The 25,975-nt window shown below is 61.8% G+C and carries 28 protein-coding genes and 1 tRNA gene; 22 read left to right on the top strand and 7 right to left on the bottom strand.

Translation table 11 applies throughout. From position 1 onward, the window contains the following. Positions 1–185: 185 nt before the first annotated feature. From AC1DPX_RS28690 to AC1DPX_RS28660, 7 genes are read left to right on the top strand one after another with little or no spacing between them, the layout of a single operon-like run. The gene (locus AC1DPX_RS28690; protein WP_477240858.1) at positions 186–578 is read left to right on the top strand and encodes a hypothetical protein; all 393 of its coding nucleotides are present in this window, start codon (positions 186–188) and stop codon (positions 576–578) included. Further along, on the top strand, positions 575–1,981 hold the full coding sequence (locus tag AC1DPX_RS28685; protein ID WP_477240856.1) for a hypothetical protein: 1,407 nt from the start codon (positions 575–577) through the stop codon (positions 1,979–1,981). The genes AC1DPX_RS28690 and AC1DPX_RS28685 overlap by 4 nt, the downstream gene beginning before the upstream one ends. A gap of 16 nt (positions 1,982–1,997) precedes the next feature. Then, positions 1,998–2,282 (top strand): hypothetical protein, encoded by a 285-nt coding sequence (locus AC1DPX_RS28680; protein WP_240565105.1) that lies wholly within the window; start codon positions 1,998–2,000, stop codon positions 2,280–2,282. An 11-nt stretch (positions 2,283–2,293) separates the two neighbouring features. Next, positions 2,294–3,079, top strand: a complete 786-nt coding sequence (locus tag AC1DPX_RS28675) for a hypothetical protein (protein WP_477240854.1) — start codon at positions 2,294–2,296, stop codon at positions 3,077–3,079. A 9-nt stretch (positions 3,080–3,088) separates the two neighbouring features. Further along, positions 3,089–3,439: a phage upper tail fiber protein gene (locus AC1DPX_RS28670; protein ID WP_477240852.1), complete on the top strand. Its 351-nt coding sequence runs from the start codon at positions 3,089–3,091 to the stop codon at positions 3,437–3,439. A 7-nt stretch (positions 3,440–3,446) separates the two neighbouring features. Beyond that, the gene (locus AC1DPX_RS28665; RefSeq protein WP_477240850.1) at positions 3,447–6,503 is read left to right on the top strand and encodes a hypothetical protein; all 3,057 of its coding nucleotides are present in this window, start codon (positions 3,447–3,449) and stop codon (positions 6,501–6,503) included. Further along, positions 6,493–6,813 carry a hypothetical protein gene (locus AC1DPX_RS28660; RefSeq protein ID WP_477240848.1) on the top strand — a complete coding sequence of 107 codons (321 nt, stop codon included), beginning with the start codon at positions 6,493–6,495 and terminating at the stop codon, positions 6,811–6,813. The genes AC1DPX_RS28665 and AC1DPX_RS28660 overlap by 11 nt, the downstream gene beginning before the upstream one ends. Before the next feature lie 177 nt (positions 6,814–6,990). On the opposite strand, the gene AC1DPX_RS28655 is transcribed toward AC1DPX_RS28660, so the two are convergent. Beyond that, the gene (locus AC1DPX_RS28655) at positions 6,991–7,371 is read right to left on the bottom strand and encodes a hypothetical protein (RefSeq protein WP_477240846.1); all 381 of its coding nucleotides are present in this window, start codon (positions 7,369–7,371) and stop codon (positions 6,991–6,993) included. 1,118 nt (positions 7,372–8,489) lie between these two features. Here AC1DPX_RS28655 and AC1DPX_RS28650 point away from each other — a divergent pair. Next, positions 8,490–8,711: a DUF768 domain-containing protein gene (locus AC1DPX_RS28650; protein WP_477240844.1), complete on the top strand. Its 222-nt coding sequence runs from the start codon at positions 8,490–8,492 to the stop codon at positions 8,709–8,711. A gap of 400 nt (positions 8,712–9,111) precedes the next feature. Beyond that, positions 9,112–9,768, top strand: a complete 657-nt coding sequence (locus tag AC1DPX_RS28645) for an NYN domain-containing protein (RefSeq protein WP_477240842.1) — start codon at positions 9,112–9,114, stop codon at positions 9,766–9,768. Between the two features lie 7 nt (positions 9,769–9,775). Here AC1DPX_RS28645 and AC1DPX_RS28640 read toward each other — a convergent pair whose 3' ends face one another. After that, the gene (locus AC1DPX_RS28640) at positions 9,776–10,234 is read right to left on the bottom strand and encodes a DUF3102 domain-containing protein (protein ID WP_477240840.1); all 459 of its coding nucleotides are present in this window, start codon (positions 10,232–10,234) and stop codon (positions 9,776–9,778) included. After that, a complete protein-coding gene (locus AC1DPX_RS28635; RefSeq protein WP_477240838.1) occupies positions 10,231–10,395 on the bottom strand; it encodes a type II toxin-antitoxin system antitoxin in 165 nt (54 codons plus the stop codon). Before AC1DPX_RS28635 ends, AC1DPX_RS28640 begins: the two co-directional genes overlap by 4 nt. Before the next feature lie 92 nt (positions 10,396–10,487). Here AC1DPX_RS28635 and AC1DPX_RS28630 point away from each other — a divergent pair, with 92 nt between their 5' ends. From AC1DPX_RS28630 to AC1DPX_RS28620, 3 genes are all read left to right on the top strand, one after another. Then, positions 10,488–11,024 carry a hypothetical protein gene (locus AC1DPX_RS28630; protein ID WP_477240836.1) on the top strand — a complete coding sequence of 179 codons (537 nt, stop codon included), beginning with the start codon at positions 10,488–10,490 and terminating at the stop codon, positions 11,022–11,024. Then, positions 11,021–11,236, top strand: coding sequence for a hypothetical protein (locus AC1DPX_RS28625; RefSeq protein WP_477240834.1), 216 nt, complete (start codon positions 11,021–11,023; stop codon positions 11,234–11,236). Before AC1DPX_RS28630 ends, AC1DPX_RS28625 begins: the two co-directional genes overlap by 4 nt. Positions 11,237–11,945: 709 nt before the next feature. Further along, positions 11,946–12,326 (top strand): cupin domain-containing protein, encoded by a 381-nt coding sequence (locus AC1DPX_RS28620; protein WP_202354815.1) that lies wholly within the window; start codon positions 11,946–11,948, stop codon positions 12,324–12,326. Between the two features lie 169 nt (positions 12,327–12,495). On the opposite strand, the gene AC1DPX_RS28615 is transcribed toward AC1DPX_RS28620, so the two are convergent. After that, positions 12,496–12,849 carry a hypothetical protein gene (locus AC1DPX_RS28615; protein ID WP_477240832.1) on the bottom strand — a complete coding sequence of 118 codons (354 nt, stop codon included), beginning with the start codon at positions 12,847–12,849 and terminating at the stop codon, positions 12,496–12,498. A gap of 219 nt (positions 12,850–13,068) precedes the next feature. On the opposite strand from AC1DPX_RS28615, the gene AC1DPX_RS28610 reads away from it, so the two are divergent. The 3 genes from AC1DPX_RS28610 (at position 13,069) to AC1DPX_RS28600 (ending at position 15,726) form a co-directional block, all read left to right on the top strand. Then, positions 13,069–13,701 (top strand): hypothetical protein, encoded by a 633-nt coding sequence (locus tag AC1DPX_RS28610; protein WP_477240830.1) that lies wholly within the window; start codon positions 13,069–13,071, stop codon positions 13,699–13,701. Between the two features lie 104 nt (positions 13,702–13,805). Beyond that, positions 13,806–13,879: transfer RNA gene (locus AC1DPX_RS28605), tRNA-Cys, on the top strand. A 167-nt stretch (positions 13,880–14,046) separates the two neighbouring features. Beyond that, positions 14,047–15,726, top strand: a complete 1,680-nt coding sequence (locus AC1DPX_RS28600) for a hypothetical protein (RefSeq protein ID WP_477240828.1) — start codon at positions 14,047–14,049, stop codon at positions 15,724–15,726. Between the two features lie 600 nt (positions 15,727–16,326). On the opposite strand, the gene AC1DPX_RS28595 is transcribed toward AC1DPX_RS28600, so the two are convergent. Beyond that, complete coding sequence (locus AC1DPX_RS28595) at positions 16,327–17,109, bottom strand: hypothetical protein (protein WP_202354819.1); 783 nt, start codon at positions 17,107–17,109, stop codon at positions 16,327–16,329. Between the two features lie 148 nt (positions 17,110–17,257). Here AC1DPX_RS28595 and AC1DPX_RS28590 point away from each other — a divergent pair, with 148 nt between their 5' ends. The 6 genes from AC1DPX_RS28590 to AC1DPX_RS28565 are packed head-to-tail and all read left to right on the top strand — an operon-like array spanning position 17,258 to position 23,205. Next, positions 17,258–17,884, top strand: coding sequence for a DUF4129 domain-containing protein (locus AC1DPX_RS28590; RefSeq protein WP_477240826.1), 627 nt, complete (start codon positions 17,258–17,260; stop codon positions 17,882–17,884). Continuing rightward, a complete protein-coding gene (locus tag AC1DPX_RS28585) occupies positions 17,881–19,095 on the top strand; it encodes a DUF4350 domain-containing protein (protein WP_477240824.1) in 1,215 nt (404 codons plus the stop codon). Before AC1DPX_RS28590 ends, AC1DPX_RS28585 begins: the two co-directional genes overlap by 4 nt. Beyond that, positions 19,082–20,038: an AAA family ATPase gene (locus tag AC1DPX_RS28580; protein WP_477240822.1), complete on the top strand. Its 957-nt coding sequence runs from the start codon at positions 19,082–19,084 to the stop codon at positions 20,036–20,038. Before AC1DPX_RS28585 ends, AC1DPX_RS28580 begins: the two co-directional genes overlap by 14 nt. Continuing rightward, the gene (locus tag AC1DPX_RS28575; protein ID WP_477240820.1) at positions 20,035–21,339 is read left to right on the top strand and encodes a DUF58 domain-containing protein; all 1,305 of its coding nucleotides are present in this window, start codon (positions 20,035–20,037) and stop codon (positions 21,337–21,339) included. The genes AC1DPX_RS28580 and AC1DPX_RS28575 overlap by 4 nt, the downstream gene beginning before the upstream one ends. After that, complete coding sequence (locus AC1DPX_RS28570) at positions 21,336–22,355, top strand: stage II sporulation protein M (RefSeq protein WP_477240818.1); 1,020 nt, start codon at positions 21,336–21,338, stop codon at positions 22,353–22,355. Before AC1DPX_RS28575 ends, AC1DPX_RS28570 begins: the two co-directional genes overlap by 4 nt. After that, on the top strand, positions 22,342–23,205 hold the full coding sequence (locus AC1DPX_RS28565; RefSeq protein ID WP_477240816.1) for an RDD family protein: 864 nt from the start codon (positions 22,342–22,344) through the stop codon (positions 23,203–23,205). Before AC1DPX_RS28570 ends, AC1DPX_RS28565 begins: the two co-directional genes overlap by 14 nt. A gap of 27 nt (positions 23,206–23,232) precedes the next feature. On the opposite strand, the gene AC1DPX_RS28560 is transcribed toward AC1DPX_RS28565, so the two are convergent. Continuing rightward, positions 23,233–23,919, bottom strand: a complete 687-nt coding sequence (locus AC1DPX_RS28560; RefSeq protein WP_044550185.1) for a D-lyxose/D-mannose family sugar isomerase — start codon at positions 23,917–23,919, stop codon at positions 23,233–23,235. Positions 23,920–24,104: 185 nt separating this feature from the next. On the opposite strand from AC1DPX_RS28560, the gene AC1DPX_RS28555 reads away from it, so the two are divergent. Beyond that, the gene (locus tag AC1DPX_RS28555) at positions 24,105–25,163 is read left to right on the top strand and encodes a D-TA family PLP-dependent enzyme (protein ID WP_477240814.1); all 1,059 of its coding nucleotides are present in this window, start codon (positions 24,105–24,107) and stop codon (positions 25,161–25,163) included. On the opposite strand, the gene AC1DPX_RS28550 is transcribed toward AC1DPX_RS28555, so the two are convergent. Continuing rightward, positions 25,160–25,924, bottom strand: coding sequence for a heme ABC transporter permease (locus AC1DPX_RS28550; protein ID WP_477240812.1), 765 nt, complete (start codon positions 25,922–25,924; stop codon positions 25,160–25,162). The two genes, AC1DPX_RS28555 and AC1DPX_RS28550, sit on opposite strands and share 4 nt — an antisense overlap. Between the last annotated feature and the right edge of the window lie 51 nt (positions 25,925–25,975).

The following is a 25,975-nucleotide window of genomic DNA, read 5'->3' as shown; positions in this document are numbered from 1 at the left end:
CCGCGCTGGCTTTTTCCTCGATGCGAAGACCCCTCCCCGCTCGCATTCCAGGCCCAGCCCGACTTGCGGATTACATCTCCGCCAGTCTACCGATAACACATTGAGATTATTGCTCTTATAAGATCGTGTTGCGTGCATGTCGCGTCGGTGGTAGATTGCAATTAACTGATTTGGAGTTAATTTAATTGCTTGCAGATACCGACCAGATAGACACTGAGAGCCAGGCCGTTGCGTCCTCGAAAGGGCCGAAAGCCCGATTGCGCACACTCGACGATCTGGACCGCCGCACCAGGGCGGCACAGGCTACATTCGAGCTTCGCGACCAGATAGCCAAAGACCTTGGCGGCATCGATCGCCTGTCGGCCATGAAGCGTGAGATTGTGGACAGTGCGGCACTGCTCGGCGCCATGATCAAGGATGCCGGTGCAACGTACCTGTCAGGCGATCCTGTCGACCTTGGCGAGTTCATGGCCCTGACGAATGCGCAACGTCGCCTGCTTGCCGACATCGGCCTTGAGCGCCGCGCACGGGACGTGACGCCTTCGCTTCAGGACATCATTGCGGGCCACGCCGCATGAACATCCTCCAGGCCTGTGAAAGCCCGCTGCTGTTCGCCCCATGGTTCAAGAAACGGGAGAACTACGCGTCGTGGTTCGCCTTCCTCGCGGCGTTCTTTGGCTTGCCGATGTCGGACGATCAACTGGCGACGTTCAAGCACCACACAGGACGCACAGAAGCCCCTACCGAGGCCGGCAGCGAGGCTTGGCTCATCGTCGGGCGCCGTGGCGGCAAGTCGTTCGTGATGGCCCTTGTTGCCGTGTTCCTGGCGTGCTTCTTCGACTACCGCCAATACCTCGCACCAGGCGAGCGCGCCACTGTGCTGGTGATCGCAGCCGATCGTCGGCAGGCCCGCGTCATCGTCCGCTACATCAAGGCGATGCTGACCGGCATCCCCAGCCTTGCGCTGCTGATCGATCGGGAAACGGCGGACTCATTCGACCTTACCAATTCAGTGACCATCGAAGTAGGAACAGCATCGTTCCGCTCGACGCGTGGTTACACCTATGCGGCTGTCCTGGCCGACGAAATCGCATTCTGGCGCACCGATGACGCGGCAGAGCCAGACTTTGCCATCCTCGACGCTGTGAGGCCTGGTATGGCCACTGTCCCCACTTCGATGCTGCTCTGTGCCTCGTCACCCTATGCACGCAAGGGCGCTCTCTGGGACGCTTACAGGCGCTATTGGGGCAAGGATGGAACCCCGCTTGTCTGGAAGGCCACCACGAGGGAGATGAACCCGACCGTTCGGCAGTCCGTGGTCGATGCTGCCCTGGAACGTGATCATGCGGCAGCTTCGGCGGAATGGCTTGCCGAGTGGCGGTCTGACATCGAAGCCTTTGTCACTCGCGAAGTGGTCGAGGCATGTGTCAGCTTGAACGTGACGGAGCGCGCACCGGCTGGCATGGCCTACAAAGCCTTTGTCGATCCATCTGGCGGCAGCAACGACTCGATGACGTTGGCCATAGGGCACAGGGCAGAACGCAAGGCTGTGCTTGATGCCACTCGGGAGCGCAAGCCGCCCTTCTCACCTGAAGCTGTCGTGTCGGACTTTGCAGCCTTGCTGAAGAGCTATGGCATCTCATCGGTTACGGGCGATCGATATGCCGGCGAGTGGCCGCGCGAACAGTTCCGCAAGCACGGGATCACATACCGCGTGGCCGACAAGACGCGCTCGGATCTTTATCGGGATCTTCTGCCGCTCTTGAACAGCGGCAGTGTTGATCTGCTCGATGACGACAAGTTGGTCAATCAGATCGTGGGCCTGGAGCGTCGAGTTGCGCGTGGTGGCCGGGAATCGATCGATCACGGTCCAAACGCCCACGACGATATCGCGAACTCGGTCGCTGGCGTCGTTGAGATGCTTAACCCCAGTCGGCAGGCACCTGTCGCGTATTCTTGCACATTTCAAACCGCTTGGTGAAGGAAAGACCACGAAAATGAAACCATCCGAACTACTCGAAAGCCACGCCGCAGCCGGCACCCGCTATGCCGCCGCGCTCACCGAATTGCAGGCAGCGTTCATCGACCTGGCCGGCCATGACATGGCTCTCGACAACAAGAATGTGCCAGTCGGCCCGACGCCTGTCCGGTCGTTCTTCGGCATCCCCGATTCGATCCCGTGGCCGCTCCGTCATGGCCAGTTCGCACCCGATGGCGGGATGAACTGGCAGGACGCCAGCCGCGCGCGCGGCAATGAACTTATCAACAGCGTGAAAGCCTGAGAGGCCGGTCAATGAACATTCGCACCCAGCAGATTGTAGCCCGCATCAACAACGATGCCCTTCGCCAGGCCGCGACCCTTTGCCTTGACGTAGCCGATCGGTTTGGCCAACGCGCCGCCTCCATCAATGGCGATCCGAGCTTTACGAAGGTAGGGCGTGAAAAAGTCCTGATGGACGAGGCGGCCAAGAACTATATTCCGGGCCTGAGGGTGGCCTACGCGCCGATTGCGAAGGCCTTCGCCGATGCCAAGACGGCGAGAGCCGCAATTTCGATCCCGGCGCCGGATCCGAGCAATCTCGCCGCTGCGCTGGAGCGGCAGGAAATTCGCGCCATGGTGAGGGCAATGAGCCCCAATGAGCGCATGTCTTTTGTTATGGGGACTAAGGACGAACGGATCGTGGATGCGGTCCTTTCGGCCCCTGGGTGTCTGTCCGGGCTCTTGGATGAGCAGTTCGGGCAGCTTCGGGACCTGGCAGTCGAGCGTCGTTTCGGCGATCGGGTCGCAGAGATTCGAGAGGCGGAGGAAACCGCCGAAGCCGCGCAGGCGGCAATGCTCGTAGCACGTAATGACATCAGGGCCGCCACCGGCCTGGACGAACGTGCCTTCGACCGTTTCGAGAAGAAGGCCGTCGTCACGCCGTGGCTGGTTAGAGAGGGCGACAGGGTGGTCAAGGTTGTTCCGGGCAGTGTCTACCCACAGGCCACGGCTGACGAGATCGCCTTGGGCAAGTTCTACGCCAACCAGGCTGAATATCTCGCCGACAATCCCGGCGCCCGCCTGGCGGCAGCGGCCTAGGGGGATCAAATGAAAGCACTCGCACCCCACGAACAGACTGTCGTCAGCCTGCCGGCCTATTCAACGCTATCGATCGCGGTTTCAGGGTCGGGCGCGGGAACCATCGAGCGTCTGGGCAACAATCCGGGTGATCCGTCACTGGGGACGACGACGGTCAGCGGCAACATGGCGATTGGGCCGTTTGCCGTCCCGACCAGGCACACCCTACGCTGTTCGATGACGCCTTTTAGCTATGACACTGCCCCGGCGGATTTCCCGGCGGTGACATCGGCAATCGAGCGCATCACCACGCTTTCGCAAGCTGAGTACGACGCACTGTCGCCGGCCGATGCGACCACGCTTTATCTGATTGTAGGCTAAAATCACCATGTCCGAACAAGCCGGCTCCGTCACAATCCAAATTACGGCCAATACGACCGCTTTCGAGGCGGCGCTTGCGCGGGCGAAAGAGCGCGCGACCGCATTCGATGCTCAAATCTCCGCGCAGTTGAACGGAGCCGGTGTTTCCGAAGGCCTGGCCAAGATCTCGGCCGGCGTGGAGCAGACCAACCTTTTGCTGGCCAAGCTGACCACCAGCGGCACTGCCGCAAGTGCCGTCATGGCGAAGATTGGCACGGCTACCACGGCCACCACAGCGGCGTTGTCCCAGGTCGCCACGGCAACGAAACTCGTCAACGCCGAGATGGCGAGCATCGGCGGTTCTGCCGGCGGTGCGGCGGCTCTTGGTGCAGGCACAATCGCAGYGAAAGATTTCGCGGCGGCACTCGAGGCGACAGGGGGCAACCTCGGCAAGATCACGCCGGCCATGCTCGGGCTCGCCACCGCCAACGAAGAAGTTGCCGTCACCACTAAAGCCGCTGCTGTTGGCATGGCGGAATTGGGCGTTGCTGAAACCAAGGCGGCCGGACTTGGTGCCGGCGTCACGAGAGAATTTTCGGTTTTGGGCGCCGAAGTCCTGCGCGGCAATTTCAGCCGCATTCCAGGCTCCCTGATCGTTTTGAACGAACGCCTGGTGGGTACCGGCGCCGGTGTCCTGACCCTCAGAAACGGGCTGACGGCGCTCGGTGGCCTGGCCTCGGCTGTCTTCAATCCCTTTACCCTCGGCTTCCTGGCCATCTCGATCGGTTCGGAGGTGGCGATCAAGGCCTTCAGCGGCATGAAGGGCAGCATTCTGGACGTCAACACAGTGCTGGAAAACAACAAGACGCTGATCGACGACATAGCCAAGGCCTACCCCGAGGCAGCGGTCGCGGCGAAGCAATACCAGGAGCAAGCCAACCAGATTCCAAAGTCCATTGCAGCGGCCGACCTGGCCAATCAGATAGCAGAGTCGCGAAAGACGCTTTCGGCGGAGCTGAACACCCTTCGTATCGACTTGCACGCGCTTGGCGGTGAATACGCGCTGACGGGCGAGGCCGGGTCGAAGGCCTTTGAGTATCTTTCCGGCCGGGTTCATGACGGCACGATCAGCGCCCAGGCGCTCTATTCCGAACTCGGCAGACTCGAACTCGATCCCAAGCTGAGCGCGGAGGCTCACGCCTTCGCCAGATCGCTGGAGGACGCCGCAAAAAAGGCCGCGGATCTGGAGCGGTCAATCCCCGTCGACACTGCTATCGCCACGATCGTCAAAGATGACGCGAAAGCGCAGCATACGCTGTTCGAGATATCTTCCGGCTTCAAGGATGTTGGCGCCAGTGCGAGCAGCGCAGACGCTACGATCGCCAAACTGTTCGGCACCATGAACTCGGGCGGCGGAAGCGGATTCGGCGTTACCAGGTCTCTCGCGGGCCAGTTCGGCAGCCAGCTTACCGGCCAACTCCAGACCACGCTTGGCATGTTCCAACAGGTCGATGCGGCAGTCCAGAACGCCAGGCAGGACCAGTTGGCTGGAATGGTGCAACTTGAGGCTCAGTTCCGCGCCACTACCAGTCAGGTTGACATGTTGAAGCAAGCAATCGCTACGGCTGCGGGCAAGGACAATATCGACGCTTTCTTTGGCGACGTTGCCAACATCAAGGATGCCAACGCCGAGATCGCCAACGCCACTACGACCGTAAACAAGCTGTTCGCCGCTATGGCCTCGGGCAACACCACCGTCAACGCCGTCTATCAGGGGCTCGACATGGTGCGCCAGACGCTCATCAACGATGGTTTCCCAGTCGAAAAGGTCAGCAACTTCGTCGATTCGCTGGTGCGGACCAATCGGGAGTTGGTCGCCGACACGGGCGCTGCGCATCAGCTCAACGCTGCGATTCAGGCAATCAAGGACAAGACCGTCAACATCACGGTCGTTACCCAGCAGGTCGGCAGCGGCACGAAGTCGATTTACGACGTGCCCGGCGGCCCGGTCGGCGTAACCCGCTACAACGGTCAGTCGGATATGACCCAGCAGGGCTATTCGGTGCCGTCTTACTATGGCGGTGCCGAAGCGTCTGGCGCCGGCTCAAGCTATGGCACCATCGGTGGGTCCAGTGGCGTCACAGTGACCCGCTTCGGTGGCGCCCGCGCCGCTGGCGGCCCAATCGTGCCGGGGATGCCCTATCTGGTCGGCGAGCATGGGCCTGAGTTTGTCATTCCATCCGGCGCCGGCACGGTCATTCCCAATGGCCAATCGACCGCTCTAGCCAATCCCCAATCAGCGTTTACCGGCCGCGACGCGACGGCCGAAAACAATCGCTACTGGACCGTATTGATGAACATCGAGGCGAACACGCGCAAGGCCTCGCAGTTGCTCGATGAGATCAATGCTGCCAGCAAATCGAGCGGATCGTCACTCGGCGGTGGATCTTCGTCTGGGAGTGCAAGCACATCTCAAGGCGATCAGTTGCACGCGGAATTCCTCAAAGTCCTCACCTCCGTTCGTTCCAACTTCAAAGCCGCCGGCATCGTCGGCAGCGGCAGCATCGGTTACGGCTCACAAGCGTTGGGGGCGTCGCCTGAGCAGATCGCCCGCAGCATTGTCTATGGTGGCCAGTCATCGGTTGGCATGCCTTCGGGTGGTTCATCCAGCGGGCAACAGGGATATACGGCTCTCCACGGTGGGGATGTCTACGCACAGCAACTTGCCGGGATGAGCCCATACTCGCCTGGTTATGCCCAAGCCTACGCACAGGCGCTTGCGGCGCAGAACAAGATTTCCGGCTTTGCCACCGGCGGCATCGACAGCAGCGATACCCAGAAGGTCGAGTTCTTCAAGAGCCCGAACGAGAAGGTCATCATAGCGCGGCCCGACCAGTTCGCCGATGTACGGCCGGGCTCGACGGGCGCGGGATCGGCTGGAGGCAACGACAATCGTCCGATCAGTTTCTCGATGCCGATCTATCTGCAGGGCGGCGCACAGATGAACAAGGATAGCATGGCTGAGCTGCGCCGTCAGGCTACCCTCATAGTCCGTGATGCCGTGAGGTCCATCAATGGTCGATAAGCCGATAGAGAAATGGTGGCAGGCGCCGCCCGAGTTCGCTCACCAGGTCGAACAGAACCGGGCAAACTTCAAAGCCCAGTTCGGCAGCTTCGATGACGCGCTGATCAAGCGCTATTGGTTGGGAACATCCGACGACGGCAAATACCTGGCCTTCCAATTCCATAAGCCGGATGGTTCGATAAACCGCTTTACGATGTGCAGGGAATGGATGTCCGATTTTGTCATCCAACTCGCAGGGGCGACCGCTGATATGAATGACCGTGCACTCGCTGCGGGGTTGGCGGCTGCGCCAGCGAAGGGGCAGGCCTGATGCCGTTCCTCGCCTTCGCGTTCTCCGCTGGCGTGGTCCTGGCGCTGGCGTGGCCTTTCTGAGATCGTCGGGGCTCGCGCGGCGGCCTAACCTTCAACCCGGACAGGTTGTCCGACTTGAAGAGCCTTCGATGTACACCTGCACGGTCGTCCAGAACCGTGCAGGTAGCAATTTGGGTTAGCGCACTACTTTGAAGCCACCAGATTCCAGCGATGCCAAGGCCGTTTCTGCAAAGGTCGCGCAGTTATCAAACGGATCATTGTTTTCATAGAGCGTCGCTTGATAGGCCGCGAGGATACCTTCAAAAATGGCAGTTAGCACTTGGTCGCGACTTTTGGCGGCGTCAGTGCTCGGTTCAACAGTCATCTTTGGCGTTTCTGGGCCTTTGCCTTCCATGAGAAATTCGAGGAGAGCCGACACCAGCCACTCGGCGCTGTCCCCGTCCAGTTCGAGGACGGTTGTGTCGTCGTCATCGGTCACTAGTTCCAGTGCGCCTCGCAACGGGTTCCGCGATAGAACCGTCACGTCACCATCCTGATATTCGACAATTTTGGTCATCACTTTGCTCCATGTTTTTTAGTGGCCGCAACGCCGCTGAACGGGGCGTGGAAGCCGGATTGTTGTTGTTAGGAGTTGTGTTTGGGCAGCCGTGCTGCTCGTTGTCTACGACGTAAGGGCTCCCCCATCGTCGGTTATCACGCGGCTTGATTCTCCAGAGGTGCCCCGGGCCGCTTCTCTCAAGGCAGAACGAAAATTATCTAACCTGCGCCGACAGTCAACCCGCTATTGCCATTCCGATGCCAACGCCAAGGCCGATAGCAAGGCCCATGAGCAGCTTGCCGGCAAGGTCCAGAGCAATGAGGCGAAGAGGGCGCCAAGCGTCTGTGCGGGGCGTTGTGAGGGCTAGGGTGAGATCGTCAAAGATCGTTTCCATGGGCGGATTCTAGATCGAAACCCCGAATCTGTGAATCCCTCTTCCAACAAAGTCTCACGGCTGAGAAAACGCACTGGAAAGCACGTTAGGTAACTGTTGATTCAACCATTGCTGGTATCTTGTGGAAGTAGGTGGCGACCCCGACCGGGCTGCTTGGGCTAGGGTTTGTCGGGGCCGCCTGCGCAGTCCGGTTGGGCTTGACCGCGCTGTTCCAAATTAGGACAGCGCGGTCAACGAACCGTTAAAATTGTCCGGACCTAATTTAGCGCATGCTAATTAAAGCCGGCTTGCCAGACAGCGCTGGCATGCGTCTTTGTGCCCAGCGACATTGGGCCCTCAGTCTCATTTGAGGGACTGCTAATGTCCTATAGAATGCGCTCAGAACGGGTCTGTAAGTTCCCGTGTGGCCGGCGCAGTTGGTTGGGGTACTGCGCCGGCCTATTCGGTTAGCGACTGGATAGCGGTCTTAATTTGTTCTGGCCATTTGCAACTAGCCGCAATCGCGCAGTAGCGGAATGGGGCAAAAGCCCTCCCAAATCCCCCTGTTTGTTCTCGTTGCCGGATCTCCTTTGGAACCGAATCGGGGGTTCGCAGCTTCTTAGCATTCCCGAAGCATGTATAAGGCACGCCTAATGTTCAGAGACAAGGAAACGCGAGTTTTAGAAGCGGCGCTATTCGCCGCAGTGCCGATTTCGATCATGGTCGCGGTGGCGATGGTTAGCCTTACGTTCAGGTGGTTTGGATGAGCACGCGGGGCACGGATTTCTTGTACAAATGGATTTCAAACAACGTCCCCAAAACGGCTGGCGCAGACGTCATCTCGGTCGCCGAACTGACCCAGAAGCTTTTCGCCGATGCCAAGGCAGTAGGCATCAGCAGCACCGAGATCGAGGAAGACACCGGCAGCGTGTACGAGGCGATCTTGGATGCGATCGTCCATCATGAGCCCGGCTTGGCTGACTGACTAGTGCCCGGCTATGGTCGCCACAATGACAAAGGGCTGGACGTTCCAATCACTGATCGACGCAAGGATGGAAGTGACGGCGTTTTGCAACAATCCGGCATGCCATCATAAGCATGTGCTCGACCTGGTGAAGCTCCGACCGCCTCGGCCCCGATGCGCCAGCAATGGAATGGGACATTCGGCCGAAGCTTCGATGCAAGAAATGCAACGGCAACGACGTTGGCCTGATCTATACGCCCGATACCAGCCCGACCGGCTACGGCAAGGCCAAGGGCAGTTGACAGGCGGCAACAACCCCGGTCTGGTCACTTTGGGCTAAAAAGAAAAACCCCCTCACCGAAGCTTGGGGGTCTGTCGAACTGAGAGCAGTCCGACGTCGTGGGTTGAAGTTAGGGCATCTGTGTTAAGATTTCAAGACCGATTTGGGCCAATCCGTGGTGCCGTCTATATCGATGGCTTCAATCTCTATCATCGTATCGTCGAGACTAAAAAGAAGCATTTTAAGTGGCAAAATCTGTGGAGCTTAAGCACGCTTATTTGCGAGCGGCACGGCACGCACCTGGTCAAGGTTGCTTTCTGCACAGCCGTTCCGGAAGGTCCGCCGGAGCTTCGCCAGCGGCATACGACATACAACACCGCTCTCCGAAGTGTGGGAGTTACAATCGTCCCCGGCCATCACGTCGTGGACCCGGAGAGCGGCAAACGAACTGAAAAACAGTCAGATATAAACTTAGCCCTGTCGCTGGTTCGCGACGCCCACGACGGCATCTTTGACTGCGCATACATCTTAAGCGCCGACTCAGATCAGGCCGCCACGGCTCGGGTCGCTAAAGACTGGTTCCCACATAAATATCTGATTGGAGTTTCTCCCCCCATGCAGGATGTTCCCGCCAAGGTCAAAACGTTCGCGGATACGCATTTCGTTCTTACTGAAGATGACATAGAGCGATGCATATTCCACGAACCCGTGATCGGAATTTCTGGCAAGCCGGTCCCACGACCACGGCAATACGAGCCTCCTAAAGATTGGGTGCATCCCGAACTTAGAGGCAAGTGAGACTGTTCTAGGGAAACACGACCTTACTCGGCGAAACGCCCTGCTTCTCGGCTTCGCGATGCAGGCGGTCTAACCATTGTTCGCGCCATTCTGGTTTGCCGCGATACCAGATCGCCATCATCTCGTGGACCGCTGCCTGATCGCCATCTGACAGAGGAACTTTGGTCGGTCGAGCATCTGAAATCGACTTGCCGAGTTCCCGAAGGCTCAAACCCGCAACGCGTTGCGCTTTTGCCGGATCGTCGCCAACATGCGCGGCGACCCGCATATAAAGCTGTGCAGTTCGCATCGAGAATGAACACTGCTCCGAAACCCAGGCATCCCACTGACCATGCGCCACGGTCGCTTTTGCCTGCTGCAAGAGTCGGCCACATTCGATTGCGTGTGCAACGCCTTCCCGCTTCGCTCGTTCGACGGAGGCATGAGCCGCATTGATAGCGACGGCGATGTTTGATCCGTTGCTCATTCCGCTGCTCCTTTCGGCAAATAGCCCTTGTCGCGCAGGTAGGTCGTTAGGATCTTCTCCACCATCGATGACATAGAGCGCATGTCATCTTTCGCCGCCTGTTCCAGGGCATTTTTCAGCGTCTGTTCTATGCGGAATGAAATCGGCGCTTCTCGGACCATGTATGCGAACCTCTCACAATGTAGTTGACCGTAGCCTACATTGTATGAGAATGTGAGAGAGTAAGCAACCAACCAAAGGGAGATATCCCACAATGCCGAACACCCATGTTCCGGCAGCCGGCGAAGCTATGCCCGCTGCCGAGGTAATGCCAATCATCGGGAGATTTTCCCGCCGCGTATTGCAGCCCTACGGGATGCCCAGGGGAATGAACCCGCGCGAATGGCGCCAGTCTGTCGAGAAGCGCCTGAACGACCTCCTGGACCGCGCCATGAGCCTGATAACCGCACTAGATCTCATGGAGGCCGATTGCGATCTGGAGGAGACGGCAGACGACGAGCCGTCAATCGGCTGGACGGATCGAGGTCCGCAAGCTGGCGGGCTGAACGATGATTGCGAAATGGACGACGCGGACAGAGAGGACAGCGGCGACGAGAACGAGCCGTCTCTTGGCTGGTCAAGCGCCACCGACCAGCATCTTGCCCTGGCAGATTTCGGCACGGCGCGTGATGTCTCTTTCTTCGATGGCGAGCAGGACGCAGGCGACGAGGCGGAACTGTGCCCCGGTGACTATGGCGAAACCGTCACGTGGGAGACTGACAGGTCGCAGGAAGTGCTGGTGTCGCTATGACAGGCCCGAGCGACAACCTCAACGACCTTGAGGGCGATATCTCGAACTTGGCGACGTTGGTCGCTACCATTGCCGATATCGCTGGCGACACCACTACGGACTCCAAGGTGCAGAATCTTCTGTGGATAGCTCGCGATCTGACCGAGCGATTGGTGGAGACTGCATCGGCCGGCCACCACAAGGTGATGAGCGAACGCAAAGCCGCCGCCTGATCAAACTCCAGACCTTGAGAGTTTGGCCCGCTGCCTCACGGTGGCGGGCTTATTTTTTCAGCATCATCGGCTCGCCGAGCGCTAGCCAAGTAACCCCGCCTGTGGCGTCCCGGACCAAATACCAAGCCTGGGCAGTTTGCCGATCAAGCAAGACGGTTGTCGGCTGCGACTGGCCGGGATTCATGTACGTCGCGATGGAGCCCTGCGAAACCTCATATCGAGGCTCGCTGTACGAGCAGCCCGCCAAAGCAGTTACAGCGATGCCTAAAATTGCGCGGCGCATAAATATCCCCTCCTATGTCGCGTCCATGTCGCGCGGACCTGCCGACAGTCGCTGGAGACCCTTGTAAATCAATGGTAGTCGTTAGCAACACGACGCGACATGAAAGCGAACACGGGGAAACATCGTCGCCGCGCAACGATTTGTTTTTATTCAGCTTTTTGTCACAACCCTGCCCCGGTCATGCCGCAAGATGGAGGGACTCTGACTCCGTTAGTCCTGGTTCGAATCCAGGTTCCCCAGCCACTTTCCATTCATCATTTGAATCAGCCGGTTACGCAGAACTTTGTGTCTTGATGCGGGCCATTCCAGGTCACCCGACCAAGTGGTGAGCGCTGGCTGTAGCCGACCTTCGCATTTATAAAAGCAATTGCTAATATAATGAAAAGGTGACAGCATCGGGCTCCGCGTCGCGTATGGGAGGATGCCATGGCCGATGGTGGAATGAATGTCACCAAACTTGAATCCAAATCTCACGACAACCCGGATGAGGTTCGCTCGCCCGCCAAGACGCGCGTCGAGGTGGTGCGGCTTCCAGGCTATACGCTCGGGCGGCTCAACATGGAGCCGGGCTGGAAATGGTCCGAATGCGTGAAGCCGGTCGTCAAGACGGATAGCTGTCAGGTATCGCATGTCGGCTACGTCGTTTCCGGAACCATCACCATCAAGATGAATGACGGAACCCAGAAGACCTTCACGAAGGGTACGTCCTATACGATCCCGCCCGGCCACGACGCCTGGGTGGAAGGCAACGACCGTTTTGTCTGCATCGAGGTCATGAGCGCCGAGCAATACGCCAAACCGGCGTAGTGCAGGCTGCAAACTGCTGGCTGAAAGGTTCGCGTCGGGCGGCGAAACTCCGACGAGACATGAATCTGGCTGTAGCGTCGCCCGCCGGCGGCAAGCGGAAGAGAAATCCTTTCGACGGAAGGATTTAGCGAACCTCACTTGCCGGACACCGTGGTGGTTGCCGGTCGCCTCATCCCGTCCACATCGTCGATCGCAGAACAGCCTGCATATGCTCCGGGAGGTCGAGTTCGCCGCGCGCTTCTATCTCCAGGAGATATCGGGCCTTGGCCAGGCGATCGCCTTCCTCGACCGCGGCATAGCCGCAGATTGCGAGCAGCGCCCTCTCCTCCTCCCGGCTGGCTCCGCCGGAGTCGCTGCCTATATCGTGCAGCGCCTTGCTGAACGCCGCATATGCATTCTTATGCGCCTCAATCAGCTCTCGCAGTCTACCGGACGGCTCCTGGTCTCGGCCCGGCGGCTCCGTGCCGAGTGCGGTTGCCGCAGCCGTCGAAGCGACGACAGCGCTGCCGGAGTGGAAAAGCAAGGCGCGGCGATTGATCCTGGACGTGGCGAACTCTCCCATTGCTTCGATGGCTATCGGATCGATGACATGACACCATCAGACCGTAACACGACGGTTTGCACATTCATGTCAGGATGGAATGGCGGCCGAAGCAGGTGAGATTTGCAGGGCAAAAAAGATTGGTGGCTGGCGCGTTCCAATGGCTAAGTTCCGTAGAGGTTTACTCCACAAGGCTGCGTAATGGTCACTGACTCCGAATTCATTCTCGAAAGCATCAGCCAAGGCTGCGTGGCGCTTGCCGATGGCGAATTCGTCGTCGACAGGCTGGTGAAGTATGTCGGCAACGGAAGGATCCGCTGGCATGTCGAGCTTCGAGGGCATCGCATCGAGTTCACAACCGGCCAGCTCAAGAAGCAGCCTACCTTCCGAAGGAAGATGCTCGAACAGGCCGGTGTGCTGCCGCCCCAGCGTGCTGGACCCCACTACAGGCGATGGGCCATCGATCTGAGGAAGAACGCCATCGAGCTTCCTTGGCGCGATAGGCCAGTCGATGCCGATTTCGCCATCGACGGCCTCGTCAGTCTTGGGGGCGACCGCTGGACGGTTGACTACCAAGGCAAGGTCATCAAGTTCACGACCACCAAACTGCGCAGGCAAACCAGCTTCCGCAAACGCATGCTCGCCAAGGCCAAGGTGCTGCCTCCCCAGTTGGATCCGGCTGCCTATCGGAAATGGGTGGACTGGCTCATTCAAAACGCCACGGATGCGGCACCGCATGCCGGCGATACTTTGATGAGCGAGAAAAGTTGGCTTGACGACCTGCCGGAACTGGCCGGCTGGCAAGACGAAGCGCGGCACGAAGAGACCGATTAACGGCGGCGCGCCACCGACAGTCCCCGTTGTCGTCAACCGAACCGCGCCGAGCCCGCTTACAGCAAGGTTGACGCCAGTTGATGGGCTGGCCATAAGACCAGCATGGTCTGAGGGCGGGACGGTGACGCATCGGTCTGCAAAACCGACGTAATGGGTTCAATTCCCATTCAGACCTCCATTTTCAAAAGCCGCCCGCGCTGACATAGGCCGGGCGGCTTTCTTCTCAGGGACGCCAGCTCTCAAACAGCAACGGTACGTATGGCATTTGCCATGCCTGGAGATTTCGGCACACATTGAGGGTGAAGGAACTCTGGCCCGAGCCGCCCAGACGTTGAATGAGAACATATGGACCGCTTCAACCTCGGCACCTATCGCCGCCCGATCTCCACCGGCTCCACCGAGACCCAACGCTGGTTCGATATCGGGCTCAACTGGTGCTACGGCTTCAACCACGAAGAAGGCATCAAGTGTTTCGAGAGGGCGCTGGAGACGGATCCCGGCTGCGCTTTCGTGCATTGGGGCATCGCCTATGCCGCGGGGCCTTTCTACAACCTGACCTGGAAAGAGCATGGCGAGGCCGAAGCCGACAGCGCGACGAAGCTCTGCTACGAGCATGTCCAGCTGGCTCGCGCCAACGCGGCCGGCGCCAGCGAGGTCGAACGGCGGTTGATCGAGGCGTTGGCCTCTCGCTTTCAGAAGCCGCACAGAGTGAGCCCACAGGAATTCGAGCGGTGGGACGATGCCTATGCCGCCGCGATGCGGCGGGTGTACCAGGATTTTCCCGACGACCATGATGTGATGGCGCTGCTGGTCGAGGCGCTGATGATGCGCACGGTGCGGCGGCTGTGGAACCTCAAGACCGGTGAACCGGCGCCGAATTCGGACGTGCTTGAAGCCCTGGATGTCTGCGAGCGGTCGATCCGGCTCGCCGACGAGGCCGGTGCCGCGCAGCACCCGGCAATCCTGCACCTGCACATCCACCTCCTGGAAATGTCCACCATACCGGAACGCGGCATGCGCTCAGCGGATCTGCTTGGCGAAACGTGCCCAGATGCCGGGCATATGAACCATATGCCCGGGCACATCCATGTGCTGTGCGGCGAGTATGAGAAGGCGAAGATCGCCAGCGAAAAGGCGGTCCGCGCCAACGACCTCTATCTCGCCTATGYCGACGAGCCGACCTATTATTTGCTCGGCTGCTGCCACGATCTGCATCTGATGATGTTCACCTGCATGTTCCTTGGCCAGTACCGGCCGGCGCTGTGGGCCGCCGACAAGGTGCGCAGCCTTGTGACGCGTGAAGTTGTCGCCATCCAGGACCGGCCCAAGCTGACGCAAACCGTCGAAGGCTATCATGCGATGAAATCGCATGTGCTGGTGCGCTTCGGCCGCTGGCGGGAGATCATCGACGAGCCAGCGGTGGAAGAACCCGGCCTCTATGTGCTGGCGGCGGCCATGCAGCACTACGCCAAGGGCGTCGCGCATGCGACGCTCAGGCAATTCGCCGAGGCCGAGCGCGAGCGTGACCGGTTCCACCGGCATGTGGAGACCATTCCAGCCGAGCGGCGTTTTCTCAGCAACCCGACCCGGGCATCGCTCGCTGTCGGTGCCGCTTTGCTCGACGGCGAGCTTGCCTACCACCAGGGCCGACACGACGAGGCCTACGGCCATTTACGGCAAGCGGTCGAACTTGACGACAACCTCTCCTACACCGAGCCATGGGCGTGGATGCACCCGCCGCGCCACGCGTTGGCTGCGCTGCTTCTCGACCAGGGCCACGCGCAGGAGGCCGAGCAGGTCTATCGCGACGATCTGGGTCTCAGCGGCAAGGTGCAGCGTTGCGCCCAGCACCCGGACAATGTCTGGGCGCTGCACGGGCTGGTGGAATGCTTGTGGCGGCGCGGCGAGCGCGAAGAGCTGCCGGGGCTGCAGGCCAAGCTCGCTGTGGCGGTGGCCAAAACGGATGTGGCGATCAGCTCGTCATGCCTGTGCCGGACGAGCGTGCAGCACGGCTGCTGTCATTGAGATTCCGATCTGAGGATGTTTCTCTGTCCGAACCCGACCTTCAGGAGATGGAAGCCCGAGCGGCATCAGCCGATCAGACCAGGCTCAACGAGCGGCTTTCCTCAATGAGCGCGGAGCAGTCGATCTCATCATGAAATTGGGCGCATGCGTCAGGCGCAAGCCAGGATGCGTAAGACCGAAGCCGCTTGAGCCTGGCTGTTTTCTCGAGCCGCGCCAGGCGCTCATCCTCGGCTGGTTGAGCACGAGGCGGTCTTTTGTTCCGCTCGGCGGGGTCTTGCATATCGACTCTCCTCGGTCGGAGCCAATAAAGAGGACCGCTCAATGGGAGTAGGCCCACTCACCGGAAGGATGGAACCACCTGTTGCTCCGGGTCCCGCTCTCCACCTGGGCTGGATGCCACCACGGGCGCGGGCGAAAGTCGCCATCCATTTTGATGAAGCTGCCGCGAATTGGCGTCGGACTGGGAAGACTTACCCTCAAACCCTCAAGCCTCGTCGCCGCTGATCCGGTTCATCATGCTGTGCCCGACGACTGTGCAATCAGATCCTTGCTGCTGTCATTGAATACGGGCTGCCGCCCTCATGCGAATTGTGCCGTCCGCTATGAGAATATCTGCGCCAGTTCGTCGATGCTTGCGCCTTCCTTGACCTGGCGCAGCTCGACATAGCTGACCGCGGCGGCGATCGACAGCACCATGGAAACCACGGTCTGCACCAGTGCGGCGCCAAGCTGCGCCAGAACCCCGCCAAACAGGAAGAAAATCAGCAATATTCCCCACTGGATGACCATTGCGATGATCATCAGAATGAGAAACAGGCCAAACAGCGACCAGCGGTTGCCCTTGGTCAGGGCACGGCTGCGCGACATCGAGCCGATCACGCCCCGCCGCTCCTGGATCAGGACCGGCACCGACATCGACCATCCGAGCCACAGGATGATGCCGGGCACGATCAGTGCCAGCATGGCAAGGCCGGCGCCAAGGACGACGAGCAAGCCAATCGCCAGCGTCGGCAGTAGGAAGCGGATCGCAATCTGGATGCAGTCGGCGAAGGACGGCCGCCTGCCGTTCAGGTCCTCGATGGTCGCCCTCACCAGTGACGACTGAAGCAGCATTGTGAAAACGAAGGAAACCAGCCCGGCGACAAGGCTGAGGTAGGAATTGCGAAACATCGCATGAGGATCCGCCATCGCGGCCGGATCGCCATGCAGCATCGCATCGACCTGCGGCTGGGTCCACAACCGGACAAGCAGCGTCGGCACGCCGGCGAACAGCGCGGCAAGGCCAAGGCAAAGCCCGATGTTGCGGGCGATGACGGCAAAGGTGTTGTTGAACACCCTGCCGATCTCGAACCGGCCGGGTTGTCCCAGTGTCGCAGTGGTCATGGTGCTTCCCCCGCGCCGCCGCCACACCCAAACGGCCGGCCTCGAAAGTAAATCTGCCAAGATTAAAAGGCTTCGTCCAGTGGACTTGCAATTGTCCAGGCGTGTTGCCAGTGTCGGCGCGGAACCGCAGAGGCAGAGGGGCGAGCGGGTGACAGTCGGACAGCCGCAAGACGCCGAATGGTTGGCAAAGATACACAAGCAGTTGCTTGCGGACGATTCCATCCAGTTTGACCTGCCGGCGCTGGTGCAGCCCGAGCCGCCGGAATGGCTGCGGCCTTTTCTGGACGTATTGGCGAAGATCGGCCCCTACATGATCTACCTGTTCTGGGGCGCTGTGATCATCGGCGTCGCGGTCATCGCGGTTCTCGTTGCCCTCGAAGCCAAGGGCGTCGCCTGGCGCCTGCCGTGGCGGCGCGCCCGCAAGCAGGCAGAGGCGCAAGAGGCATGGCGCCCGGATGCCGGCGCCGCGCAGATCCTGCTGTCCGAAGCCGACGCGCTCGCCGCGCGCGGCGACTATGACGAGGCGGTGCATCTTCTGCTTCGCCGCAGCGTCGCCGACATTGCCGGTCGGCTGCCCGACTTCCTGCGCCCGTCGCTCACCTCGCGCGACATCGCCAGCGCCACATCGCTTCCGGCGCGGGCACGCAGCGCCTTCAGCGAGATCGCGCGCATCGTCGAGGCCGCGCTGTTTGCCCGCCGGCCGGTCGGTCCCGAGGGCTGGCAGCAGGCGCGCGGCGCCTACGAGCGCTTCGCCTTCCGGGATGCCTGGACATGAGCGCACCTACGGTCGAGGCCGCGCAGGAGCCGTTCAGCCGAAAAACCCTGTTCTGGGGCATTTTTGCCAGCCTGCTGGCGGCGGCGGGATTTTTCCTGCTGTCGACCTACGCGCCGGATTTTCGTCAGCCCGAAGGCGGCGGCACGCCGCTCTCCAAGGGCGGCTCCGGCTATGCCGGGCTCGTCGAATGGCTGAAACTCGCCAATGGCCAGTCGCCACCCATGGCGCGCAGCGAGGAGGCTTTGAGCTCAGGCCTGGCGTCCGAATTCCTGCTGATCGTCACCATCGCGCCAAACAGCGATCCGGCCGCACTGGCCAGAATCATCGAGCTTCGCTCGGGCAAGCCCACGCTGTTCGTGTTGCCCAAATGGTTCACCTTTCCCATGCAGGACCATGAAGGCTGGGAGACGAAGATCGAACGGCTGCCCGACACGGTCGTCAACGACTGGCTCGGCCGCATCGCCAAGGCCAAGCTTGGCGAAGGCAAGAGCTCGGTCGGGCAGATCGGCGTCGCAGGCCGCATGGTCGCCACGCCAGAAGACCTGCAATGGGTGGCCGACGACCACCCCCTGATCGCGGCAGGCAACGGCAAGGCCGTTCTCACCGAGCTCGACGACGAGCCGTTCTACATCCTGACCGACCCGGATCTGATCAACAACGCAGCGCTGAAGGATCCGCAAAAGGCGGCGGCGGCACTCGACATGATCGCCATGCTGGAGCCCGGCAAGGGCGCGGTGATGTTCGACCTGACGCTGCATGGCGTCGGGCAGAAATACGACCTTGCCAAGCTTTTGATCGAGCCGCCCTTCCTGGCGCTGACCCTGTCGGTGCTGGCGGCGGCGGCGCTTGCCTTCCTGCATGGGCTGGGCCGGTTCGGACCGCCGCGCACCGAGGCCCGGGCGATTGCCTTCGGCAAACGGACGCTGGTCGATACCACGGCGATGCTCTTGAAGCGCGCCGGGCGGATCGGGGAGCTCGGCGACCGTTATGCGACCCTTGTGCGTGCGCGTGCCGGCGCACTGCTCGGCGCGCCGCAAGGTTTGGCGGGCGACGCACTCGACCGCTGGCTCGATTCCCGCGACCGCGGCGAACCGCAGGGCTTCAGCCGTCGATTCAAGGCCGTGAGTGAAGCCAGGACCCCAGCGCAAATGCATGAAGCAGCGCAGGAGCTGCATGACTGGACGACAAGGAGGCTCGGTGAACGTCGATGATGTGAAGGCCCTGGCGACCGCGATCAGGGAAGAAGTGAGCAAAGCGATCACCGGGCAGCGGGACACGGTCGATCTGATGCTGACGGCATTGTTCGCCGGCGGCCACATATTGCTCGAAGGCCCGCCAGGAACCGCCAAGACCATGACCGCGCGATGCTTCGCGCAAGCGCTTGGTGTCGCCTATGGCCGTATCCAGTTCACTCCCGACCTGATGCCTGGCGATATCGTCGGCTCCAACATCTACAATTTCCAGAGCGGGCAGTTCACGCTGACGCGCGGGCCGATCTTCTGCGACCTCTTGCTTGCGGACGAGATCAACCGAACGCCGCCGAAGACGCAGGCCGCCCTGCTGGAAGCCATGCAGGAACACGCCGTCACTTTTGACGGCACCACGCACGCACTCAGCCCGAACTTCATGGTGGTGGCGACGCAGAACCCGATCGAGCACCAGGGTGTCTACCCCCTGCCCGAGGCGCAACTCGACCGCTTCCTGTTCAAGCACCGGGTGAGCTATCCCGATCTCAAGGAGGAACAGGCCATCATCGTCCATCATGGCGGCGGCACCGCCTCGCACGATATCGCGCAATACGGCATCAAGGCGCAGACGGACCGCAAGACGCTGGAAGCAGCACTTGCCTCGGTTGGTGAGGTGACGCTGGTCGACGATGTCGTCGGCTATATCGCGGCCCTGGTGCGCCGCACGCGCCAAAGCCCGGACCTCGAGGTCGGCGCCAGCCCGCGGGCGGGCGCCATGCTGGCGCGGGCGGCACGCGCCAGGGCGGCGCTCGACGGCCGTGCCTATGTCATTCCCGACGACGTCAAGGCGCTTGCCATACCGGCGCTGCGCCACCGCGTCATCCTGTCGCCGGCGGCGCAGATCGACGGGCGGCTGGTCGAGCAGATCGTTTCCGATCTCGTCGACCAGACGGAGGCGCCGCGTTGATCTACCCGACCGGCAGAGCGGTGTGGGCAGCGGCGGCCGGGGCGATCCCCGCCTTCCTGATCGCGCTTGCGCTGCCGCATGTCTGGTATCTGGGCCTGCTGTGGATCTGCGCGCTGCTGGCATTTCTCGCGGTCGACGCGGCGGCCGGGCGTGGGCGCGCCTCGCTCAGCGCCAGTCTCTCGGCACCGCCGCTGGTCGGCGTCGGCGGGCGCTTTACCGTGCATGTCGCGGCCAGCCTTGGCCAGCGGGCGCGCATGCTGCAAGCGCGTGTCGGCCACGACCAGCGCGTGGAGCCGGTCGGCCGCACAGGTGGTTCGTTGCCGGCGAACGGCGGCACGCTCGACCTCGAATTCACGGCGCGCCGGCGCGGCATTGCCAGTTTCGACCGGGTCTGGCTGCGCTGGAACGGCCCGTTCGGGCTGACCTGGAACCAAGTCGTCCTGCCGATGGACCGCAAGGTGGCGGTGCTGCCCGACGTCAGCAGCGCACGCGACGAGGCCATCACCTTGCTGCAGCGCTCCGCGCTCGCCGACGGCCACGCGCAGAGGCGGGCCGGCCAGGGCCGCGAGTTCGAGGCGCTGAAGGACTATCAGCCAGGCATGGGCCGGCGGATGATCGACTGGAAGCGCAGCGCCCGCCACGGCAAGCTTCTGGCGCGCGAGTTCAGGGTCGAGGAGAACAACAACATCGTGCTGGCGATCGACAGCGGCCGGCTGATGTGCGAGCCGGTCGACGGCGTGCCGAAAGTCGACCGGGCGGTAACGGCAGCACTTCTGTCGGCCTTCATTGCGCTCAAGGGCGGCGACCTCGTCAGCGTGTTCTCCTTCGATGCCACGCCTCGCGTCTCGAGCGGCGGGGTGCGCGGCTCGCCGAGTTTCACGATGATCCAGAAGCGCGCGGCCGAGATCGACTATTCCAGCGCGGAGACCAATTTCACCCTGGCGCTGACGACATTGGCGGCCAAGCTCGACAGGCGCTCGCTGGTCATCGTCTTCACCGATTTCGTCGACCCGATCAGCGCTGAGCTGATGCTGCGCACCGTCGGCCGGCTGACCGAGCGGCATCTGGTGCTGTTCATGCTGATGAAGGATGTCGAACTGGAGACGCTGGCCGACATGCAGCCGACGAAACCCGAGGATGTGGCCCGCGCGGTCACAGCGGGCGGCCTGCTGCGGGAGCGGCAAGTGGTGATCGGGCGGCTGCGGCTGCTTGGCGCGCATGTGATCGAGGCCGACCATCAGCGGCTCGGTCCCGCACTGGTCGAGCGTTACATCCAGCTCAAGGAGGAGAACCTCCTATGACACTGCCCGCCGGCACCGATGCCGTGCGCCAGTCGCTGGCAAGCTTCCGCCAGGAGCGCGAGGCCGACTGGAAGGCGTTCGAGGCGCTGCTTTCGCGTGTCGAAAAACGCGCGCCCCGCACGCTTTCGGAAGACGAGTTGCTGTCACTGCCCCTACTCTACCGTTCGGCGTTGTCCTCGCTCTCGGTCGCCCGCGCGACGTCGCTCGACAGCGCGCTGATCGCCTATCTGGAAGCGCTCAGCCTGCGCGGCTACTTCTACCTCTATGGCGCGCGTCGAGGCTTAGGGCAGCGCGTCGGCGATTTCTTCCTGCGTGACTGGCCTGCGGCGATCCGCGATCTCTGGCGCGAGACCTCTGTGTCGGTCGTGCTGACTGTCGTCGGCGCCATCGCCGGCTACTGGCTGGTGGCGTCCGACAAGCGCTGGTACGACGCCATCATCGCCCCCAGCCTTGCTGGCGGGCGCAATCCGGATTCGTCGGCCGAAGTGCTGCGCAGCGTGCTCTACGATGGCGGCAGCAGCCATTTCCTGTCCGGCTTCGCCGCCTATCTCTTTACCCACAACACACAGGTGGCGATCCTGGCCTTTGCTCTGGGCTTCGCCTTCGCGGTGCCGAGTGTGCTGATCATCCTGATGAACGGATGCATGCTGGGCGCCCTGTTCCAGGTCTATGCGACCAAGGGGCTGGGCTTGGAGCTCGGCGGTTGGCTGTCGATCCACGGCACGACGGAACTGTTCGCCATTGCGCTGGCGGGCGCGGCCGGCATGCGCATCGGCACGCGCATCGCCTTCCCCGGCGAACTGACCCGAATGGCGGCCGCGGCCCAGGCCGGGCGGGTGGCGGCGACCGCCATGGTCGGCGTGATGGTTATGCTTCTGTTTGCCGGCCTGCTCGAAGGCATCGGCCGGCAGACGATCACCAGCGATGCGACGCGCTACGCCATTGGCGGAGGCATGCTGGCGTTGTGGATCGCCTATTTCTACCTGTTCCGGATGGTGCGGCATGGCGACGGCTAGGAACCCTGCCGCACTGATAAGGCCGCTGATCACGCCGGAAGGTGTCGACCTCAGGGTCAAGCTGGCGGACGCCGGTACGCGGGCTTCGGCCTTCCTGCTCGATGTGGTGATCATCGTCGCTGCCGCTATTGCTGTCACCCTCGTCGTCATCTTCGGCCTCGGCGGCCTTGGCGTGAAGGAGGCGGAGCCGCTCTTCATCGTCTGGATCATCTTCATCTTCCTGCTGCGCAATGTCTATTTCATCGCCTTCGAGGCGGGGCGGCGGGCCGCGACGCCCGGCAAGCGGATCGTGGGCGTGCGGGTCGCGTCACGCAGCGGCGCGGGTCTCACCCTCGACCAGGTCATCGCGCGCAACCTGATGCGCGAGATCGAGGTTTTTTTGCCGCTGTCGATCGTCGCCGCGCGTGGCGGCGCCGGCGTCGCCGACACGCTGTCGACGGTTTTCGGCCTGGTGTGGGCGCTGCTGTTTTCGCTGTTTCTGCTGTTCAACCGCGACAGGCTGCGCATTGGCGACCTGCTTGCCGGAACCTGGGTGGTGGAGACGCCGAAATTCAAGCTGGTCGAGGACCTCTCGCAGCGAAAGGATCCGTTCGCCAAGCACTTCCATTTCAGCCCCGCGCAGCTCGACGCCTATGGCATCGCCGAGTTGCAGAAGCTGGAGGAAGTGCTGCGCCGCGACGACTATTCCGCGATGAAGGCCGTGGCGGAAACGATCGGCCGCAAGATCGGCGCGGTGGTCGAACCGATCGATTCGAAGGCCTTCTTGACCGCCTACTACGGTGATCTAAGGGCACATCTCGAGCGCAAGCTGCTGCTCGGCAACCGCAAGGCGGACAAACACGCGCGGTAGTGTGGGGCCAAGCCGAGTTTGGCCTGCCTACCCCAGCCACTTCTCATAGTCGGCCACCAGCAGGTGCACCGGGGCGACATCTTCGTCGATGTTGGAGAAGCGGCCGATCGGCTCGCGGAAGACGTTGTCGGTGAGATCGTCGTTGACGGTCGACACCTCGCCGATCAGCACATCCTTGCCCTCGGCCCAGAACGCATGCCAGACGCCAGGCAGCAGTGTGACGCTCTGGCCGGGGTCGAGCTTCAGCAGGCCGCCCGCCGGCAGCCTGTGGATGGTCCCGTCGACCGGCACAGACACCTCGGCCTTCGGATCGATGCCGCCATCGCGGTCGTGCATGAACAGTTCCAGCACCAGCTTGCCGCCGCCACGGTTGATGATGTCCTCGGCCTTGATGTTGTGACGGTGCATCGGCGACAGCTGGTCCTTGCGCGAGATCATGATCTTCTCGGCATAGAGCATGCCCATGCCCTTCTTCATGTCCTCGTAGCGGCCGTTACGCACGGTGAAGAGGAAGAGGCCGAGCTCGTTGAATTTTTCCTGGCCGTAATCGGTGATGTCCCAGCCGAGCCGCGAGGTGAAGATGGCCGACGAATCGACCTGGCGCGCTTTCATCTCCTCGGGCGACCAATAGGCGAAGGGCGGCATGATGTAGCCGAACGAGCGGATGAAAGCGTCGGCTTCGCGGATGATGTCGTTGATGGCGGAGCGTTTCATGATCGTGACCCTTCGTGTGGATTTTTCGAGAAATCGCATAGCCGAACGCCGCTGCGGTGTCGATCCATCTCGCCATTCCCATGCCTTGCGCAACACGCGGATGGCCCAGCGGTCTGGGACGCTGGCTGCGTGACATCCAGCACGTTCAGGCTCATAAACCCTGCGAATTCTCACAGGATTAGAAGATGCCGACCGTCCACGACCTCGATACGCCGTCGATCCTGATCGACGCCGCGCGCGCCGAAGCCAACATTGCCCGTGCACAGACGCATGCCGACAGGCACGGGCTGAAACTCAGGCCGCACATCAAGACGCACAAATTGCCCTATTGGGCGAAGAAGCAGGTGGCGGCCGGCGCCGTCGGCATCACCTGCCAGAAGATCGGCGAGGCCGAGGTGATGGCCGACGCCGGCCTGTCCGACATTTTTCTGCCCTACAACATTCTCGGCCGCGCCAAGCTGGAACGGCTGAAGGCGCTGCACAGCCGCGTGACCCTGTCGGTGACGGCGGACAGCACGGAGACGCTGGAAGGACTGGCCGCCACTTTCGCTGATGCTGGCCATCCCCTGTCGGTGCTGGTCGAATGCGATACCGGCATGGGCCGCTGCGGTGTGCAGACGGCCGGTGAGGCGCTTGCGCTGGCAAGGCTGATCGACAAGGCCGGTGGCCTCGCCTTCGGCGGACTGATGACCTATCCGGCGGCCGGCCGCGCGGCCGAAGCCGAAGCCTGGCTTGCGGATGCCAAGCAGGCGCTGGCGGCATCGGGTCTCGCTTGCGATCGCATCTCCAGCGGCGGCACGCCTGACATGTGGCGCTCCGGCGAGGATAGCGTCGTCACCGAATATCGCCCAGGCACCTACATCTACCTCGACCGCTATCAGGTCGCCAAAGGCGTCGGCACCCTCGACGATTGCGCGCTGACGGTGCTCGCCACCGTCGTCAGCCATCCAACGGCAACGCGCGCCATTCTCGACAGTGGCAGCAAGGCGCTGTCGAGCGACACGCTCGGGCTCAAAGATTTTGGCGAGTTGCTCGGCGCCCCCGACGCAAGGGTCACCGGGCTCAGCGAAGAACATGGCACTGTCACGCTTTCCAGCGACGCGAAGTTGCGCATCGGCGAACGCGTGCGCGTGGTGCCCGATCATTGCTGCGTCGTCACCAATCTGTTCAACGAGGTCAATCTGATCGACGGTGACAAGGTGCTGGAGACCCTGCCGGTGGCAGCGCGGGGGCTGATGGCCTAAGCGGGCTGCCGCTCCGCCTGCCGGGCGGCCACCCGCCGCATGGCAATCACCCGGCGGCGGCGGATTTCGGTGCGCATCGCCATCAGGTGCAGGGCGAAGAACAGCACGGTGAAGCCGACAGCCATGACCAGCAGCGGCCAAAGCAGGCTTGGGTCGATGGTCGGGCCGCCGAGGCGGAACACCGAGGCCGGCTGGTGCAGCGTGTTCCACCAGTCGACCGAGAATTTGATGATCGGGATGTTGATGAAGCCGACCAGCGTGATGATGGCGGCGGCCCAGGCGGCGCGGCTGGCGTCGTCGAGCGCACGCGTCAACGCGATGATGCCGAGATACATCAGGAACAGCACGAAGACCGAGGTCAGGCGCGCGTCCCACACCCACCAGGTGCCCCACATCGGCTTGCCCCAGATCGAACCGGTGATCAGCGCAAGTGCCGTGAAGACAGCGCCGATGGGAGCCGCCGATTTCAGCGCGACATCGGCCAGAGGGTGCCGCCAGACCAATGTGCCAAGGGCTGAGATCGCCATCAGCGTGTAGCACATCATGGCGAGCCAGGCGAAGGGCACATGGATGTACATGATGCGCACGGTGATGCCTTGCTGGAAGTCCTCGGGCGCCGCGAAGCTCATATAGAGGCCGACGGCAAGGACGAGTGCGGCGATCGCCGCCAGCCATGGCACGATCCTGTCGGCGAGCCCAACGAAGCGCGTCGGGTTGGCAAGGTCCATCCAGCCAGTCAGGCGTGAAGTCGTGTCGCTCATGCGGCTTTACATAGACCGCCGGCGCGATCGGGGCAATCGAGTGGTGGTGTC

Source organism: Mesorhizobium sp. 01N446, assembly GCF_056399285.1.
The sequence above is the reverse complement of the archived record's forward strand: the minus strand, read 5'-3'. Positions and strand labels throughout refer to the sequence as shown.